This window comes from Kitasatospora sp. NPDC052868 (assembly GCF_044547105.1).
GTDB lineage: Bacteria > Actinomycetota > Actinomycetes > Streptomycetales > Streptomycetaceae > Kitasatospora.
On record NZ_JBITZW010000007.1, the window covers coordinates 87,626 to 102,840 of the forward strand.

16 protein-coding genes are annotated in these 15,215 nt (G+C 68.4%); 14 read left to right on the top strand and 2 right to left on the bottom strand.

The annotated features are described in order from the left end of the window. The 3 genes from ACIGZJ_RS14240 (at position 1) to ACIGZJ_RS14250 (ending at position 2,451) form a co-directional block, all read left to right on the top strand. Complete coding sequence (locus tag ACIGZJ_RS14240) at positions 1-987, top strand: class I SAM-dependent methyltransferase (protein WP_396457448.1); 987 nt, start codon at positions 1-3, stop codon at positions 985-987. 56 nt (positions 988-1,043) lie between these two features. Continuing rightward, positions 1,044-1,778, top strand: coding sequence for an FAD/NAD(P)-binding protein (locus ACIGZJ_RS14245; RefSeq protein WP_396457660.1), 735 nt, complete (start codon positions 1,044-1,046; stop codon positions 1,776-1,778). A 79-nt stretch (positions 1,779-1,857) separates the two neighbouring features. Continuing rightward, positions 1,858-2,451: an alpha/beta hydrolase gene (locus tag ACIGZJ_RS14250; protein WP_396457449.1), complete on the top strand. Its 594-nt coding sequence runs from the start codon at positions 1,858-1,860 to the stop codon at positions 2,449-2,451. 189 nt (positions 2,452-2,640) lie between these two features. Here the strand turns inward: ACIGZJ_RS14250 and ACIGZJ_RS14255 are convergent, their stop codons facing one another. Beyond that, positions 2,641-3,180 carry a GNAT family N-acetyltransferase gene (locus tag ACIGZJ_RS14255; protein WP_396457450.1) on the bottom strand — a complete coding sequence of 180 codons (540 nt, stop codon included), beginning with the start codon at positions 3,178-3,180 and terminating at the stop codon, positions 2,641-2,643. A gap of 249 nt (positions 3,181-3,429) precedes the next feature. Beyond that, positions 3,430-4,104 carry a sulfotransferase family protein gene (locus ACIGZJ_RS14260; protein WP_396457451.1) on the bottom strand — a complete coding sequence of 225 codons (675 nt, stop codon included), beginning with the start codon at positions 4,102-4,104 and terminating at the stop codon, positions 3,430-3,432. Between the two features lie 282 nt (positions 4,105-4,386). Between ACIGZJ_RS14260 and ACIGZJ_RS14265 the strand changes: the two genes are divergently transcribed. The 11 genes from ACIGZJ_RS14265 (at position 4,387) to ACIGZJ_RS14315 (ending at position 15,152) form a co-directional block, all read left to right on the top strand. Continuing rightward, entirely contained in the window at positions 4,387-4,647 is a 261-nt protein-coding gene (locus ACIGZJ_RS14265; RefSeq protein WP_396457452.1) for an acyl carrier protein, read from the top strand. A 33-nt stretch (positions 4,648-4,680) separates the two neighbouring features. Then, positions 4,681-5,967, top strand: coding sequence for a condensation domain-containing protein (locus ACIGZJ_RS14270; protein WP_396457453.1), 1,287 nt, complete (start codon positions 4,681-4,683; stop codon positions 5,965-5,967). 119 nt (positions 5,968-6,086) lie between these two features. Then, the gene (locus ACIGZJ_RS14275; protein ID WP_396457454.1) at positions 6,087-7,001 is read left to right on the top strand and encodes a phenylalanine 4-monooxygenase; all 915 of its coding nucleotides are present in this window, start codon (positions 6,087-6,089) and stop codon (positions 6,999-7,001) included. Between the two features lie 16 nt (positions 7,002-7,017). Continuing rightward, positions 7,018-7,956 carry a zinc-binding dehydrogenase gene (locus ACIGZJ_RS14280; RefSeq protein ID WP_396457455.1) on the top strand — a complete coding sequence of 313 codons (939 nt, stop codon included), beginning with the start codon at positions 7,018-7,020 and terminating at the stop codon, positions 7,954-7,956. Between the two features lie 135 nt (positions 7,957-8,091). Beyond that, positions 8,092-9,363 (top strand): ATP-grasp domain-containing protein, encoded by a 1,272-nt coding sequence (locus ACIGZJ_RS14285; protein WP_396457456.1) that lies wholly within the window; start codon positions 8,092-8,094, stop codon positions 9,361-9,363. Then, positions 9,360-10,652, top strand: coding sequence for a type III PLP-dependent enzyme (locus ACIGZJ_RS14290; protein WP_396457457.1), 1,293 nt, complete (start codon positions 9,360-9,362; stop codon positions 10,650-10,652). The genes ACIGZJ_RS14285 and ACIGZJ_RS14290 overlap by 4 nt, the downstream gene beginning before the upstream one ends. Continuing rightward, positions 10,649-10,909 carry an acyl carrier protein gene (locus ACIGZJ_RS14295; RefSeq protein ID WP_396457458.1) on the top strand — a complete coding sequence of 87 codons (261 nt, stop codon included), beginning with the start codon at positions 10,649-10,651 and terminating at the stop codon, positions 10,907-10,909. Before ACIGZJ_RS14290 ends, ACIGZJ_RS14295 begins: the two co-directional genes overlap by 4 nt. An 87-nt stretch (positions 10,910-10,996) precedes the next feature. Further along, complete coding sequence (acpS, locus tag ACIGZJ_RS14300) at positions 10,997-11,389, top strand: holo-ACP synthase (RefSeq protein WP_396457459.1); 393 nt, start codon at positions 10,997-10,999, stop codon at positions 11,387-11,389. A gap of 79 nt (positions 11,390-11,468) precedes the next feature. Next, the gene (locus ACIGZJ_RS14305; protein WP_396457460.1) at positions 11,469-12,308 is read left to right on the top strand and encodes a cupin-like domain-containing protein; all 840 of its coding nucleotides are present in this window, start codon (positions 11,469-11,471) and stop codon (positions 12,306-12,308) included. A gap of 765 nt (positions 12,309-13,073) precedes the next feature. Beyond that, complete coding sequence (locus ACIGZJ_RS14310) at positions 13,074-14,171, top strand: hypothetical protein (protein WP_396457461.1); 1,098 nt, start codon at positions 13,074-13,076, stop codon at positions 14,169-14,171. Between the two features lie 204 nt (positions 14,172-14,375). Continuing rightward, positions 14,376-15,152 carry a hypothetical protein gene (locus ACIGZJ_RS14315; RefSeq protein WP_396457661.1) on the top strand — a complete coding sequence of 259 codons (777 nt, stop codon included), beginning with the start codon at positions 14,376-14,378 and terminating at the stop codon, positions 15,150-15,152. The last annotated feature ends 63 nt before the right edge of the window (positions 15,153-15,215 follow it).

Consider the following 15,215-nt stretch of genomic DNA (forward strand, 5'->3'; position numbering starts at 1 on the left):
ATGAGTACGCAGGCCAGCAAGGCAGAAGTTGTGGTGTCGCCGGGCGAGTTCTTCCAGATCGGGGAAACGCAGCGGATCAGGTCCGCCATCAGGCTCGAACTGACGGAGCACTCGTACCTCCCGAAGTCGGACGATCCGCGCGCCGACTGGGTTGCGAGCGTCGCGGTGCCTGCCTTCAAAACGCTTTCCCAGATGGGATTCCTTGCACCGCGGTTCTGCACGATCGGTACGGGTGCCGGTCTGGACGCCCTGGCGGCCGTGGAGATCCTGAAGGCACGCACCATCGGGTTCACCGACATCCACGACGACGTTCTCGAACACGCCCGGAGGAACATCCAGAGCAACCTCCTGGCGCAGGACGTCGAACTGGTCGGAGGCGTCGGCGACCTGCTCTCCCCGTTGGTCGGGACGTTGTCGGAGGTCGATGTGATCTACGAGAACCTTCCCAACATCCCGATGGCCGAGACCGACGATCTCGCCGACGGCCAGACGAGCTCGACCTTCATCCGGGAGCGCAGCGAGGAGATCCCCGGCTTCGCCGAGAAGAACCTCGTCACCCTGCACTACCTGGCTCTGCAGCAGGCGTACCCGGTCCTGCGGGTCGGTGGCCGCGTGCTGTCGTCGATCGGCGCACGCATTCCGATATCGGAGATCCTGGCTCTTTCCGGGGCCGCCGGTTACAACGGCAGCGTGCTGACCTACACCTGGAAGGTCCAGTCCGAGCCGCACGAGGTGGTGGGCGGATTCGCCCGGTGGGAGCGGGAGGGTCTCGGCCCGTTCCACTTCTACCCGGTGAGCGTCCTGCGGGAGGCGTTCGAAGGCCTGTCGCCGGCCGCCGCCGGTGCGCGGGCGCTGCAGATCGAGAGCGAGCTGGCGCCGTACGAGATCGCGGCGGTGGACGCCCTCGCCCTGGTCGAGAGCGGTGAAAAGGTCGGGCACACGGTGACGGTCCTCGATTCCGTCAAGGTTCCCGACCACGCACTCTGAGAGTGGCCTGAGGGCAGAATTCCATCCACGATCGTGAGGGGGAGCAGGTGTACGACGTGCGAAGTCAGCGGACGGTTGTCGCTGTCGTAGGTCTTGGTGTTGCCGGGTCGCTGGCAGCGGTGCATCTATGTGACGGGGTGTCGAATCATCCCCAGGGTGTGCCGATCGAACTGCTCCTCGTCGATCCGGGCCTTGACACCGGAGCGGTCGGGTCGGCTCCGGATTCGGGTCGGCACCAACTTGAAACACCTGCCGAGGACTTGAGTTGCTTCGACGGTGACTCCGAGCACTTCGCCCGCTGGCTGTGCCGGCGAGGTGAGTGTCCGTCTCGCGCCGACCTGCCTCCCACCTGGTACCGGTACCGGACCTACCTCGCGCACACCGTCGGCGAGTCGATAATCCAGGCCAACGGAATTGCGACGGTGCGGAGGATCAGGAGCCGGGTCGAAGAGTTCGGCACGACGGACGAGTCCGGGGTGGTGCTCTATCTGGACAGTGGTGAGGTCTGCCGGGTGGATTCCGTGGTGCTGGCGACCGGACCGAGGTACGCCTGGGTGAGGGCCGACGGCGATCGGTGGATGTCCCGACCCGTCGATGGTGCCACCCCGGACGCGGTGCCCTGCTGTGCCCGACCGGAGTCCCGTGACGGCGAGATGGACGTCGAGCCTCCTGTGTACTCCCTGTCGAACTGCCCTGATACCTGTTCCTCCGGGCCGGCGGACCAGGTGTCCCGGTTGCGCAGGGAGGCGGAAACCGTTGCTGTCGCGGTACTTGCGGGCAAAGCGCCGTGAAGGCGATCGGATAAACCAGGCGGACTTTCCGCTCGGCAAACCATTTCCCGGTAATGCGGCCCCGATATACGGTTGAGAAATGACGAACGAGAACTACGAAACGCCAATTCGGGCCGCGGTGATCGCGCCCGGAAGAATCTACGGCCCCGGTACTTCGCTGCTGATGTTCAACCGTGAGGCGGTGGCCCGACGCGGGGCGTTCATGTACCCGGTCGAATGGGAACTCGGTACCGGGGACCTCTTCGCCGACGACGTGGACGACATGATCACTGAGCGGGTGACCGCGGCGGTAAAGGCAGTCGCTTCGGCCGGTGCGAGCGAGACGGTGATCATCGCCAAGTCGCTCGGTACGCGGGCAGCCCCCGTGGCGGCCGAATTCAAGCTGCCCGCCATCTGGTTCACACCGTTCCTGGCCAGCGCGCCGGTCGCCGAAAAGACCATCGCGGCGCTGCGGCGGAGCACCGCACCCTTCCTGCTCGTCGGCGGGACGGCCGACGAGTTCTGGGACGGTGACCTCGCCCGGTCGCTCACTCCGCACGTGCTCGAGATCGAGAATGCCGATCACAGCATGTTCGTGCCCGGCCCCCTCAGGGACTCCGCCGCCGTGCTCGGAGAGGTGGCGACGGCGGTGGAGCGCTTCCTCGACGATGTCGTCTGGCCGAGCAGCCGGTAGCGCCGAAGGTCTGGCGAAGCGCCGGCCGGCGCCGTAGGGGAGCGCCGGCCCAGGCGGCACGGAAGACGCCCTGGCCGTGACCGGACCGCGAACACGCGCGGTCCGGCCACGGCCAGGGCGTCGACGTCCATCACGTGGAAACGCGCCGCGGTGCGGTCCTCCCAACCCGGCGGTTCCGTCGTCGGAGACTCAACCGGACGGCGTGACCGGGGAGTACATGCCCAGCCACTGTTCGGTGCCCCAGGCCTCGAAGCGCTCCACCTCGGTGAACCCCAGCTTCGCCGCGAGACGCATCGAGGCGGTGTTCGCGCTCTGGGTGGTGAGGACCACGGGCTCGCCGGGAAGGGCGGCGGCGAGCCAGCCGAGTGCAGCCGTGCACGCCTCGGCGGCGTACCCGAACCCCCACGCGTGGGGGAGGAGCAGGTAGCCGAGATCGGCCTTCCCCGCGGCGGCCGGGCGGCGGTGGCCGGTGGCCCTCCTGAGCAGGATCTGGCCGATCATCGCCCCGTCGAGGTCGACGACGAAGCTCCCGGGCCACTGCTCGGGCACCTCGGGCAGTTCGCGCTCGAGCTCGTCACGCGGCCGCGGGCCGCCGAGGTAGGTGTTCACGTCCGGCGAGGCGAGCAGCTCGATGAACGCCGCGCGGTCCCGGGCCTCGGGCCCACGGAGCGCCAGCCTCTCGGTCCTGATCGGCTCGGGCGGCCACACCACGGATTCCAGATGTTCCATTTCTGCACCCTAACAAGTAGTCATACCAGTGGAGTTGATGATTCCAGTGCGTCCGGGAGGGGACCGCTGCCGGCAGTCGGGTTCCGAGACCACAGGACCGGAACAGCCGCCCGGACATGCGGAAACGGCCCGCCCGCAAAGCCGGCGAGCCGTCAAGACCGGACCCGACGCCAAGGCCGGCCGGCTCCGGGTGTCGCCCTGATCCGAAGCCGACCCAATGCGGAGCCGACCCGATCCGGAGCGGCGAAGCTACAGGTTCATCCCCTGCAGGACCCTCAGCAGACTGTCGACCTGGTACTCGTTGAAGACGGCGGAACCGTTGACGTGCGGCAGCGGGGTCTCCGGGACGGGGACCTCCAGGAAGGCGCAGAGCGGCTCCCAGCCGTCCTTCGGGGACCACTCCAGAAGTCGGTCGGCCGGGATGTGCGCGCGGACCTCCTCGATGTGCCGCTGCATTCCCGCGGCCACCGTGTCCTCGTCGAAGACCTCCGGGTCGGGGCCGAACAGCTCGGCCCGGGCGTACATGCCCCGCAGCATCCGGGCGTTCCGGCGCATCTCGGGATCGGCGGCCTCCACGGCCGCTGCCAGGTGGCGGGCCACCGTGTCGCCGTACGTGAGGCCCCAGATGGTGTCCCGGATGCTGCGGGCCCACGAGTGGCCGTCCCGCACGCTGAGCAGGACCTTCGCGTCCGGGTAGGCCTCGGCCAGTTCCCGGTAGTAGAACGCTGCCGGGTAGTCGACCGCTGCCGAGTACCCGGCGAATATCGCCGCCCAGTCGGGGTTGCCCTCGTACGCGGCCATCCACTGGTTCCGATCGGCGGAGACCGAGTTCATGTGATAGCAGGGGCCGTATCCCAGCATTTCAAGCGCGATCTTCTGAGTCAGTGTCGCCGTGCGCGGCAGGCCTGCCCCGATCAGTTTCATGTGACCTACTTTACGTTCAGGGTGAGAATTAAGGCGATGATCTACCCCTGCCCTCCGGGCCCGGCTTCAGCCGGCGGCTGGAGGTGGCAATGTCAGGCATAATAGGCGGCGCACATGAATATGCATACTGACAGGTGCCAGTATCGAAGTGCCGCCCAGGTGGCGCCCGTAGGCGGATTCGCGGTGCCGGCATGATCCTGACTGTTGTCAGTACATGCGAATCGCGCCGATCGGTAGCTTCCGTTCCAAGAATTCCGATGCGGGTCTACGTTATGGGGAGAGATGTCAGAGCGTACTGAAATCCTGACCAAGATCTGGCGACAGGTCCTCGGCAGGCCGGACCTCGACGAGAACTCCGATCTCCTCGACAATGACGGGACGTCGTTGCACATGCTGCAGATCGTCGGCGAGGTCCACCGGACCCTCGGCGTCGATGTGAAGCTGCGTGAGGTGTTCACCCACACCTCGCCGCGAAGCCTCTCGGACTTCCTTGAGGGCAAGCCGGGGCGCGAATCGGCCGACTCGCATGACATCAGTGCCTGAGGCATGCAGGCGCCGCGCATCCCTGGGTCGACGGTGACACCGCCCCCGGGCAAGAACTCCCTCGGGCCGACTTCGCTCTCCGAAAAGGCGAGGCTGACCGGGGAGTTCGCCGACTGGAACAATCTGGTGCACCGGGCGGTGTGGATAACCGGGGAACTGGACGCAGCCGCGGTTCGCGAGGCATGGCGGCGAGTCTGCCGGCGCCACGACGTCCTGCGCAGGACGTACGTCTCGGCGGACGAGGCGTGCACGCACGCCGACGTCCTGGGCGAGGTGGAGTTCCACACCGCGGAGACGGACGAGGACGCGATCGAGCTGATGCGCCGCTTCCTCGGGACCCCCTTCAGCCTGGACGGCCCGGGATTCGCACGCATCGCCATCGTGCAGCGCGGCGAGCGGAGGCATCTCTTCGGGATCGCGATGGATCACATCATCACCGACCTGATCTCGTGGCTCCGTATCAAGGCGGATTTCAGGGAGTTCTACGACCGCGCCCTGGCCGGCGGTGCCGGCGAGGACGGCTACCTCGCTGAGGCGGGCAGCTACCAGAATTTCGCCTCGGAGCAGCGCCGGCTGTTCTCCAGTGCGTGGGGAGAGGAGCGCAAGGCGTTCTGGAGCTCCTACACCCGGGAGTTCGGCGCCTTTCCGCCTCGCTTCCTGGCCGATGCGGAGCACACCGGCGGGTACCGGCACCGGGTGGTCACCAGAGATCTTCCGGCGGACGCCAGGGCCAGGGTGCACGCGCTCGCGCGGCAGGCCCGGGTGACACCTTTCGCGGTGGTCTCCTCGGGCGTGCTCGCGGGTGTGCGGGAGGTGGCCGGCGATCCGACGGCAGGGATCTCCGTCGCCCACCACGGTCGCGGGCTGCCAGGGACCTCGCAGACCGCGGGGCTGTTCGTCCAAACCGTGCCACTGCACCTCGGACGCCGGTCCGCGAGTCCGCTCGAAACGATCCGGCAGGTGTCCGACCGGACCCATGACGTCTTCGAGTACGCCCTTCCGCTCACCGTTGCGGGAACGTCGTGGAACGAGACGCTGACGGCGGCCGACCAGGAGGCCGCAGGACTCTACGTCGAACTGAACGAGTACCCGAGGTCCACGTACTACACCCCGCTGTTCACCGGTACCGGGGCGGAGTACGTCGAACTGAGCCTGCCCGGCGACAAGATCTGGACCGAGACCGTGGCCGTCTCATGGAACCTGTACGAAACAGGGCCGCAGCTCGTCGCGGACTACAACGCGAACCATCTCCCGGGCGCGGCGGTGGAGGAGCTCCTCGCGGCCGCCGAGAGCTTCGTGCTCTCGGCGACCAGGATTTAGCCGCAATACCAATACCAACACCTTGATATCTCCCGAACCTCGGCTCGGAAGTCCTAACCTCGGAAGTCCTGGCACGTAACAGGACCGGGGTCTGACGCGATAAGGCTACGGTGTCCGACATGGCGGATCAATCTACTGATGCGGCGATTGACGTGACGATGCGGGGGCGGCGGCCGGGGCCGGCGCTTATCGACAACAATGACGGCGAAATATCGGTGACCTTGCCCGAGGCCCACCCCGGGTACGGCGATCAGCGGTACATCGAGCGCCGCGAGTGGATCGCCGCCACGGCGATCCACGCCCGGCCGGGGGACCAGGCTTCGCACATCGTGTACTCGGACGACGACCGTCGGGTCTGGCGGCTGGTGACCGAGGAGCTGCACGACCTCCATCAGCGCCACGCGAGTTCGGTGTACCTGGAATCACTGAGCACGCTCGGTCTTCCGTCGCACCGGCCACCGCAACTTCGCGACGTTTCGGACACGATCGAGAAGGCGACCGGGTTCCGTATGACGCCGGTCGCCGGGAGCGTCTCGGCCAGGGTCTTCTACGAGAGTCTCGCCGACCGGAGCTTCCGGTCCACCCAGTACATTCGCCATGTCTCACGGCCCGGATTCTCTCCGGAACCGGACATGATCCATGAGGTCGTCGGACACGGCCCGCACCTGGTGAACGAGCGCTGGGCGCAGCTGTACCAGCTCGCCGGAGACGCCGTGCGGCGCCTGCAGAACTCCGAGGTCGTCGAGCTCGTCTCGCGGATCTTCTGGTTCGGCGTGGAGTGCGGGCTGGTGCGGGAAGGCGGCGAGGTCAAGGTGTGGGGGGCGAGTCTCCTGTCCTCCGTCAGGGAGCTCCGGCAGTTCCAGAACACCGACATCAGGCCGCTGGACCTGGCTGCCATGGCGAATCAGGACTACGATTCGCACGCCCATCAGCCGGTGCTCTTCGTGGCGGAGTCACACGCCCGCCTGGAGGATTTCCTCGGCGAGTTTTTCACGACGGTCGAAGACGATTCGACGTACGCGGTCAAATTCTGAGGGTGGGATCTTTTTCATGAAGGCTGTCATTCGGAACTCCGAGTGCACCGAGCTCGGCGACGTCCCTGAGCCGCTGCGACCGTCCGGTTGGGTCAGGCTCCGAGTGCTGCTGGCGGCGATCTGTCGCACGGACGTCCAGGCGGCAACCGGGCTCCTTCCGCTGGGGGGTACGAGGGTCCTCGGCCACGAGGTGGTCGGGGAGGTGGTCGAATCCGACCCGACGAGCAGCCACCGGCCCGGTGACCGCGTGGCGGTGGCGCTGCCGCTGATCCCGTGCGGCGACTGCAAGGCGTGCGCGGACGGCAACCGCTGTGCTCACCGGCTCATGCTCGGCGTCGACATCGACGGTGCGTTCGCCGAGCAGGTGGTCGTGCCCGAGGCGAGCCTGTGCGCCGTGCCGGCGGACCTGCCGTTGGCGCGGGCCGCCTGCGTGGAGCCGATCGCCGCGATGTCCGCGGTGCTCGGGGCCCCGATCCGGCCCGAGGAGCGGGGACTGGTGCTGGGTTCGGGGCGGATCTCCGACCTCACGACCCGGGTCCTTCGCGCCCGCGGCTTCTCCGACGTCGAGATGGCCCCGGCCCTGGACCCGGGCCTCGGCCTCGCGGGTGACGAAGTCACCTACGGGTACTACGACTTCGTGATCGAGGCGGCCGGCACCGACGAGGCGCTCGACCTGGCGCTTCGGTCGGTCCGGCCGGGCGGAGTGGTCGTGTTGAAGAGCCGCCCGGCAGTGCCGCTCACGCTGGACGTGACCAGGGCCGTCCGCAACGACGTGACACTGGCCGCCGTCTCCTACAACGTGCTGGACGACGTCGTGCGGCTGGCCGGCGAACTCGAGATGGACGACCTCCTGGGCCCGGTCTACCCGCTGGAGAGGTTCGACGAGGCGCTGGCCGCCAGCCTGGACCAGCCGCTGGGGTCCAAGATCTTCCTTGCTCCGGACAGGGCCCTTTAGGCCGGACAGGACCTGGCACCCGTCAGGTCCGCAGAGTTCCGGCACCGAGGAGTTGCAGTGGGTTTCGCCGATCGATTGAAGCGCGATCTCGTCGGAGACGGGAATGCGCGGTTCGTCTATCTCAACAATTTCGAAGTGGAACGCAGTTGGGCCGCAGGTGAACCCAAGCTGCCGGGGGCGGGCATCGCCTTCGCCACGGCGACGGTCAACCGCATGGAGGAGATGGGCGTACTGCTCGCCGAGGCCTCCGACATCGTGCTGCTGAAGTCACCGATGGACCGCGACTACGCCGCATACCTGCGGGCGGTCGAAGCCTCGGCGAGTGAGGTGGTCGCGGTCGAGCGGTCGCTGCCGACGCGTACCGTCACGGAGGACGCGCTGGAGTCGCCCGAGACGCTGGATCTCCTGTGCGGGCTGGCGGACGGCCGCACCTACCTGATGCCGATGGGGGTCTCCGCAGCCGAGGAACGGCTCTCCGAAGCCGTCGGCCTGCCACTGGCCGGCCCGTCGGCCGAGGTCTGCAAGCGGGTGAACGGCAAGATCTACAGCCGTCGCCTCGCCGACTCGCTCGGGCTGGCCGCCGTGCCGGGGCAGGTGTGCGAGCGGGTGGCCGACCTGGCCGGGGCCGTCCACACACAGATCGCCCGCGGCGGCCGGGCGGTCGTGAAGGAGTCGCTCGGCGTCTCCGGGCGCGGCATGGTGGTGCTGCCGGACCAGGCGGCCGCGGACCGGCTGCTCCGGCTGATCGGCCGTCGCGGCGGGCAGGCCCGGGCGGACATGGTGGTCGAGTCCTGGATCGAGGACGCCGGTGATCTCAACTACCAGTTCCTGGTGAGCCGTTCCGGAGAGGTCCGGTTCGAGGCGGTCAAGGAGGCGGTCCTGCACAACAACGTGCACCAGGGGCACCGCTTCCCGGTGCCGCTCTCCGCGGAGCACCTCGCCACGCTGCACGAGTCGGCTCGGCTGATCGGCCGCGCGCTGTATGCGGACGGGTACTACGGGATGGTCGGCGTGGACGCCATGATCGGCCCGGACGGGACGTTGTACCCGTGCCTGGAGATCAACGCCCGGTTCAACATGTCGACGTACCAGAGCCGGATCGCGGAGCGGTTCGTCCCCGACGGACGGCACGCCATCGCCACGACCTTCAACCTGAGGCTGTCGAGGGCGCACTCCTTCGCGGAGGTGGCCGAGGCCCTCGGCCGCTCCATGTTCAACGGTACCGACGTTCCGGGCGTGCTGATCAACAACTTCGCCACCCTGAACGCCGGGATCGGCTCCGGGGCCGGACCGTTCCACGGGCGTGTCTACGGCATTTGCATCGCCGCCGACGCGGACTCGGCGCTCGCCCTGCGGGGCCGGGCCGAGGAGCGTCTGCGCACCCTGGTGGAGAGTGGGAGCTCATGAGGATCCAAGGCATCGCCTACACCGAGCTGGCGGAGCGCTTCGGTACGCCGCTCTACGTGTACGACGGTGATGTGCTGCTGCGGCGCCTGTCGGAGTTGTCGGAGGCGCTGCATCCCGCGCTCGACATCTTCTTCTCGCTGAAGTCGAACCCGAACGTCAGCGTGTTCGGCACCCTGAGGGAGGGCGGAGCGCACGCGGAGGTGTCCTCGCTGCTGGAGCTGCGCACCGCGCTGCTGGCCGGCGCCCGTCCGCAGGACATCATCTTCCTCGGACCGGGCAAGAGCGACCAGGAGCTGGACGCCTGCCTGCGGGCCGGGATCTACGCCATCGTCGCCGAGTCGTTCGACGAGGTGGACCGGATCGAGCACCTCGCCACCGAGCTGGGTGTCCGGCAGCGCGTCCTGCTGCGGATCAACCCGGCGTTCCTGGTCAGCGGATCCCGCCTGACCATGGGCGGCAAGCCGCGGCAGTTCGGCATCGACGAGGCCCAGGTGCTCGCCGCCGGAGACCTCACATCGCGCTACCGGCATGTCGAACTGGGCGGTATCCACGTCTACATGGGCACCCGGATCCTCGAAGCCGAGGTGATCGGCAAGAACACCCGCCATGTGCTGGAGCTGGCCGACCGGGTGGCGGCGGCCACCGGAATCCCCCTGGAGGCGGTCGACATCGGCGGCGGACTGGGGGTCGCCTACTTCGAGGGGGAGGCGGACCTCGACCCGGCCTCGCTGGCCAGGGAGATCAACCCGCTGATCGAGGAGTTCACGCAGAGCCACCCGGACACCCGGCTGCTGATGGAGTCGGGCCGCTATCTGACCGCCCCGGCCGGCGTCTACGTCGTGTCGGTGCGTTACGTGAAGGAGTCGATGGGGGAGCTGTTCGCCGTCGCGGACGGCGGCACCAACCACCACATGGCCGCGGTCGGCATCGGCTCGTTCGCCAAGCGCAACTTCCCGGTGCGACTGCTCAACCGCGGTTCCGGCGACGACGAGCTGCAGAGCTGGAACGTCACCGGCCCGCTCTGCACGCCCAACGACACCCTGCTCAAGCGTGCCGCGTTGCCGCCGCTGCGGGTGGGTGACCTCCTGGGCGTCACCCGCTCGGGTGCCTACGGCCCCACGGCCTCACCCGGCCTCTTCCTGGGCCACGGCTTTCCCGCGGAGGTCCTCGTCCGGGACGGCGAGGCGCACCTCGTGCGGAGTCGTGATCTGCCCGATGACATGTTGCGTCAACAACACCTGTACAGCCGGGTCGCACCGTCGGCCGGAACAAGAAATGAGGTCTCGTGAACCGCGAGCAGATCGTCGAGCACGTCCGCGTCGCGCTCTCCAACGTACTCGACCGGGAGATCGCGCAGTTGACCGAGGACGTCCGCCTTGTCGAGGACCTCTCCCTGGACTCCACCAGTGTCATCGAGCTGCTGATGGCCCTCGAGGACACCATCGGCGTGGAGCTGGACGTGGAGGACCTGCAACCCGAGGTGTTCCAGTCGGTCGGGAGCCTGGCCGACTACCTGGGGAAAGGGGTCTCGGGCGTGGCTGCCTGAAGCCGCCGGAGGCCGTTGGATGACCGTGACCGAAACCGCCGCACCGGCGCTCTCCCGGATGCGCGTCGCCAGGGGGAGGGGGCCGGCATGAGGATCGGCGTCGACCTGCTTGCCATCGAGAGGTTCGCCCGGATCGCCCGGCACGACCGCTACCGCTCACTGGTGTTCACCGAGGCGGAGCTCGCCCAGGCCGCCACCCTGGGGCCGGAACGCAGCGTGGAGCGCCTGGCCGGCCGCTTCTGTGTCAAGGAGGCGACCTGCAAGGTCCTCGGGCGCGGGTTCTGGCAGGGGATCCGCTGGCGGGACATCGAGGTGCTCGGCGATCCGTGGGGCAGACCCGTCGTCACGCTGAGCGGCGGCGCCCGGAAGGCCGCCGCCGAACTCGGCCTGGCCGAGGTGGTGGTGACTCTCACGCACCAGGTCGGCCTCGTGGTGGCGGTGGCGGTGGCGTTGGTCGACGACCGAGCAGGAAGCGGATGACGGTCCCGCGGGCCGTGGGCACCGTCCGCCGGCCTGCTCGACCGGTGTCCAGCCGTCCTTCACCCCAGGGGAGTCCTCAGTGACCGATCGCAGCCTGATGTCCAGCATTGATCAGAAGGAGTTCATCGAAAGCCATCTGGCGGGGAACGAGCCGCTCGTCGCACGGGACTGCTTTCCGCGGACGGGGCCGCTGGCTTCGCCGTGGAAGCTGGACCTGCTGGCGCAGCGGTTCGGCTCCTGCCGTGTCCCTGTCTTCGACGACCTGTTTGAAATGCAGCGCACGGTCGGGTTCGGCGACTACGTGTCCATGGTGGAAGGCGGGCGGTCCGGCGACGAGCCCGTCCCTTACGTGCGCTGGTATGCCAGGCAGCGCCATTTCCAGATGATCTGCGCTGATGGGGCATTCGCGGAGCTGGCGGGGAGCTGGGCGGCCCCTTCCTGGCTGCCTTCGGCGAACTACGTGTTTCCGCCCATCGAGGAGGATGCGGATCCGGTGAGGGACGGTTTCCCCGCCAAGGGCATCTTCGTCTGCGCCGCAGGCGGGCGCACCCGCCTGCACGTGGATCCATGGGCGAGCGATGCCGTCCTGTGCCAGGTCACCGGGGAGAAGCGCCTTGTCCTGTATCCCCCGGACGCGGCGGAGTTCCTGTCGGACGGGGAGGCCGTGGTCGACCTGGACCACCCGGATGACGTGCGGTTCCCCGCTTGGCGGGCGGTCCGTCCCGTCATGGATGTCACGCTTTCTCCGGGGGATGCCATCTTCATCCCCGCCGGATGGTTCCATGCGGCCGTCGCCCTCACACCCAGCGTTTCCATCACCTGGAACTTCGTGCACGAGGTGAATGCCGACCGGTTTGCCGCCTATCTCGAATCCGGTGGTTCGACCGACCCGACCGTGAGGTACTTTCGCGCGTCCTGAGGCCGGCGATCTGAGGCCGGCGTCCCGCAGTTCAGTCGACCGGCTGATCCGCAGTCCCGTCCGGGGCTGCGGCGCCGGCGATTCTCCATGCTCCGATGTGTAGCGGCGCGAAGCGCGGGGGAGCGGCCGTCGCGCATCCGTTGCGGCGGCCGCGGGTGGAGTCGTCGCCGTCGGCGGGACGGCGGACCGATGGCGGTCGGTGGCCGGGTCCGTGTGGTGGGTGGCCGGGTGGCCGGGCCCGGAGCGGCGTCGGCTCCACTCGCGGTCCGCCCGTATGCCCGCGGACTGGAGGCTTGGAGGCAGTGGCCGAGATCGTCTGCTGACGGAGGATCAGTCCGGAATCCCGTTGACGATGTTCAAGGGTAAACACTAGTGTAATTTCACATGGCATATGTCACGTGGCTGTCAGGCCGGGTGGTCATCGTGCACGCAGGGGGGGGCGAACAGCATGTGCAGGGAACGTGCCGCACGCGTCGTCGGAGCGGATCCAGCGGCGGTGGTGGAGGCCTTCGGGCTGGTCGGGGCGGCTGCCGGGGGACCGTCACGGGGCTGCCCGAATCGACGGCCCGGAGGAACCGGCCGTGGTGACACCGGGGCATCGGACTGACCCGCGGTACGCCGACGAATCACCCCCGCCAGCCGATCTTCCTGCTGCCGACGCCGCATGGCACGCCATCCGCCGGCGCCGCCGCGCCGATGCCGGAGTTCCTCCGCGCACGCCCGGCCCCCGCAGCAGTCCCACCCGAGAGGAGCTTCCGGTTTCCCATGGCACGTGACAACCAGACCGCCGGTCAGGGCGGTTCCACCGTGTCCGTCGATCTCGTCCCGAGCCTGAGCCCGGTGGACGCCGGCCAGTTCGACGGGCTCGACGGCTCGGCAGGCGCGGCCGGGTGCTACCACCGAATGGTGCAACGCGAGTCCGACGGCCGCTGGAGAACGCAGTACGCCCGGGCGACCGACGGGGAGCGGCTCCTGGCGGTGCTTCCGCTGTACACGCCCCGCGGCAGCTTCTGGGCGAACCCCGCCTACGATCCGGCCAGGTGGCCCCTCCCGGCGGGCGCCACGGACGGCGACGGAACGGACCCCGGTTCGTATCTGCTGGTCGGCGGCAATGCGGAGCTTCGCTCGGCCACCTACGTCAGCGGCGGCCTGCGGGACGGTCCCTCCTTCGAGCGGCTGCTCACGGCCGCGGCCCGCGCGGCCGCGGCCGACGACCGCGGCATGCTCTTCCCCTACGTGTACCGGGAGTTGAGGGATCTCCTCGACACCTCGTCGGGAGGCCGCATCGTCTGGGCGCCGCTGGGACAGGAGGCGCACTTCGTGGATGCCCTGGCGGACGACGGCGAGCAGCGCTACGGATCGCGGGTCAGGCGGGTCCTGCGCCGCGACCGGAACCTGATGGAGCAGCAGCGGGTGGCCACTGCGGTGCACTCCTGGCCGGAGGTCGCGGACACGGCGGCCGAGGTGATCGCCCGGCACAACACCGGCAAGGGAATCCCCGACCACCCGGAGTTCGTCCGCATGCGCTACGCCGAGTGGCTCGACTGCGAGTCGGTCGAGCTCGTCGTCTTCACCGCTCGCGCCGGCGGCGTGGAGGGCGTGGCCACCGCGCTGAGGTGGCGGGACCAACTGGACGTCCACGAGATCGCGTTGACCGGGGAGGAGAGCCCTGACAGGCTCGCCGCCTACGTGAGTCTCCTGTTCCACCAGCCGGTCCGGTTCGGGCGGACCCACGGGCTGAGGCATCTCCGGGGCGGACTGAAGGCGGCGACGGCCAAAGGCATGCGCGGCGCCGCCTTCAAGGAACTCCACGGCGGGATTCTGAGCGCCTCCGCCACGAGGGAGCTCGCGAGCAGGGTGTAGGCCGGCTCCGGCCATTCCCGCCGGGCGCGCGACGCCGGGCCGGAGCCGTTGCAGAGGTGGGAAACGCCGGCGCTACGACAGCAGCGTCATGACGGTTGATCAGGTCTGTCATCGGCAGGCCGTCGCGGGGGATGCGACGGAGGACCGATGCCGGGTCGACCTTTGAACTCCCGTGAGGGATCCAGGACGAGGAAGGTGTTCTTCATGCAGGCTGGGATTGAAACCGATGTAGAGGTGATCGTGACCTGGCGGAAGAAGGGCCGCCACCCCGGTGACCCCGGAGTCACGGAGCGCAGCAGCCTGAAGGGCGGCGATCGACTGGACTTCGGCATTTCGAAATTCAGCGGCAGACTGCAGCCCGATGCCAAGCCCAGTATCGGCGCGTTCGAGGTCTGCGGCCATCACCTCCTGTTCTCGAACCTCACCGCCGGCACCACCTTCGCCATCGAGAACCTGGAAGGCGGAACGGAGCTGGTCAAGGCGCGCCCCCGCCAGCTGGGCATGGTGATCCCGTTCGAGATCTCGCGCATTCTGATCCCCTCGGGTACCAACATCAGCGAGCTCACCGTCTTCGCGCCCCCGCCGGTCCTGCTCGGGTCCGACCAGGCCGCCGCGTACGCCGAGTCCGCGATCTCCAATCTGGACATGGCGAGCAAGTACTTCGCCGTTCTCGTCGCGCTGTGCGAGCCGCGTCTGCGCGGTTCCTCCATGGCGGCGGTGCCCTCCGCCCAGGAGGTGGTCAAACGGTTGAAGGGCACCAGGCAGTTCAGGGATGCGAACCGCAGCAGCATCAACTACCACATCGACTACCTGACGGACCGCAAGCTCCCGGTCGGCCAGTGGGCCAAGTACGTGGACGAGGGCCGCATGCACTCCAAACGCGAGGCCCTGGTGGCGTTCGCGCTCCGGTTCGACCTGGTCCGAGAGGAGCACCTCGGTCTGCTCCCCGACCTCAAGTACTCCAGTGCGCCGCGTTCCTGAGGCGATGACCTCCTGCCGCGCGGCGGCCCCGTCGCCGACAGGTGCGCTGCACGCCGACCGGGC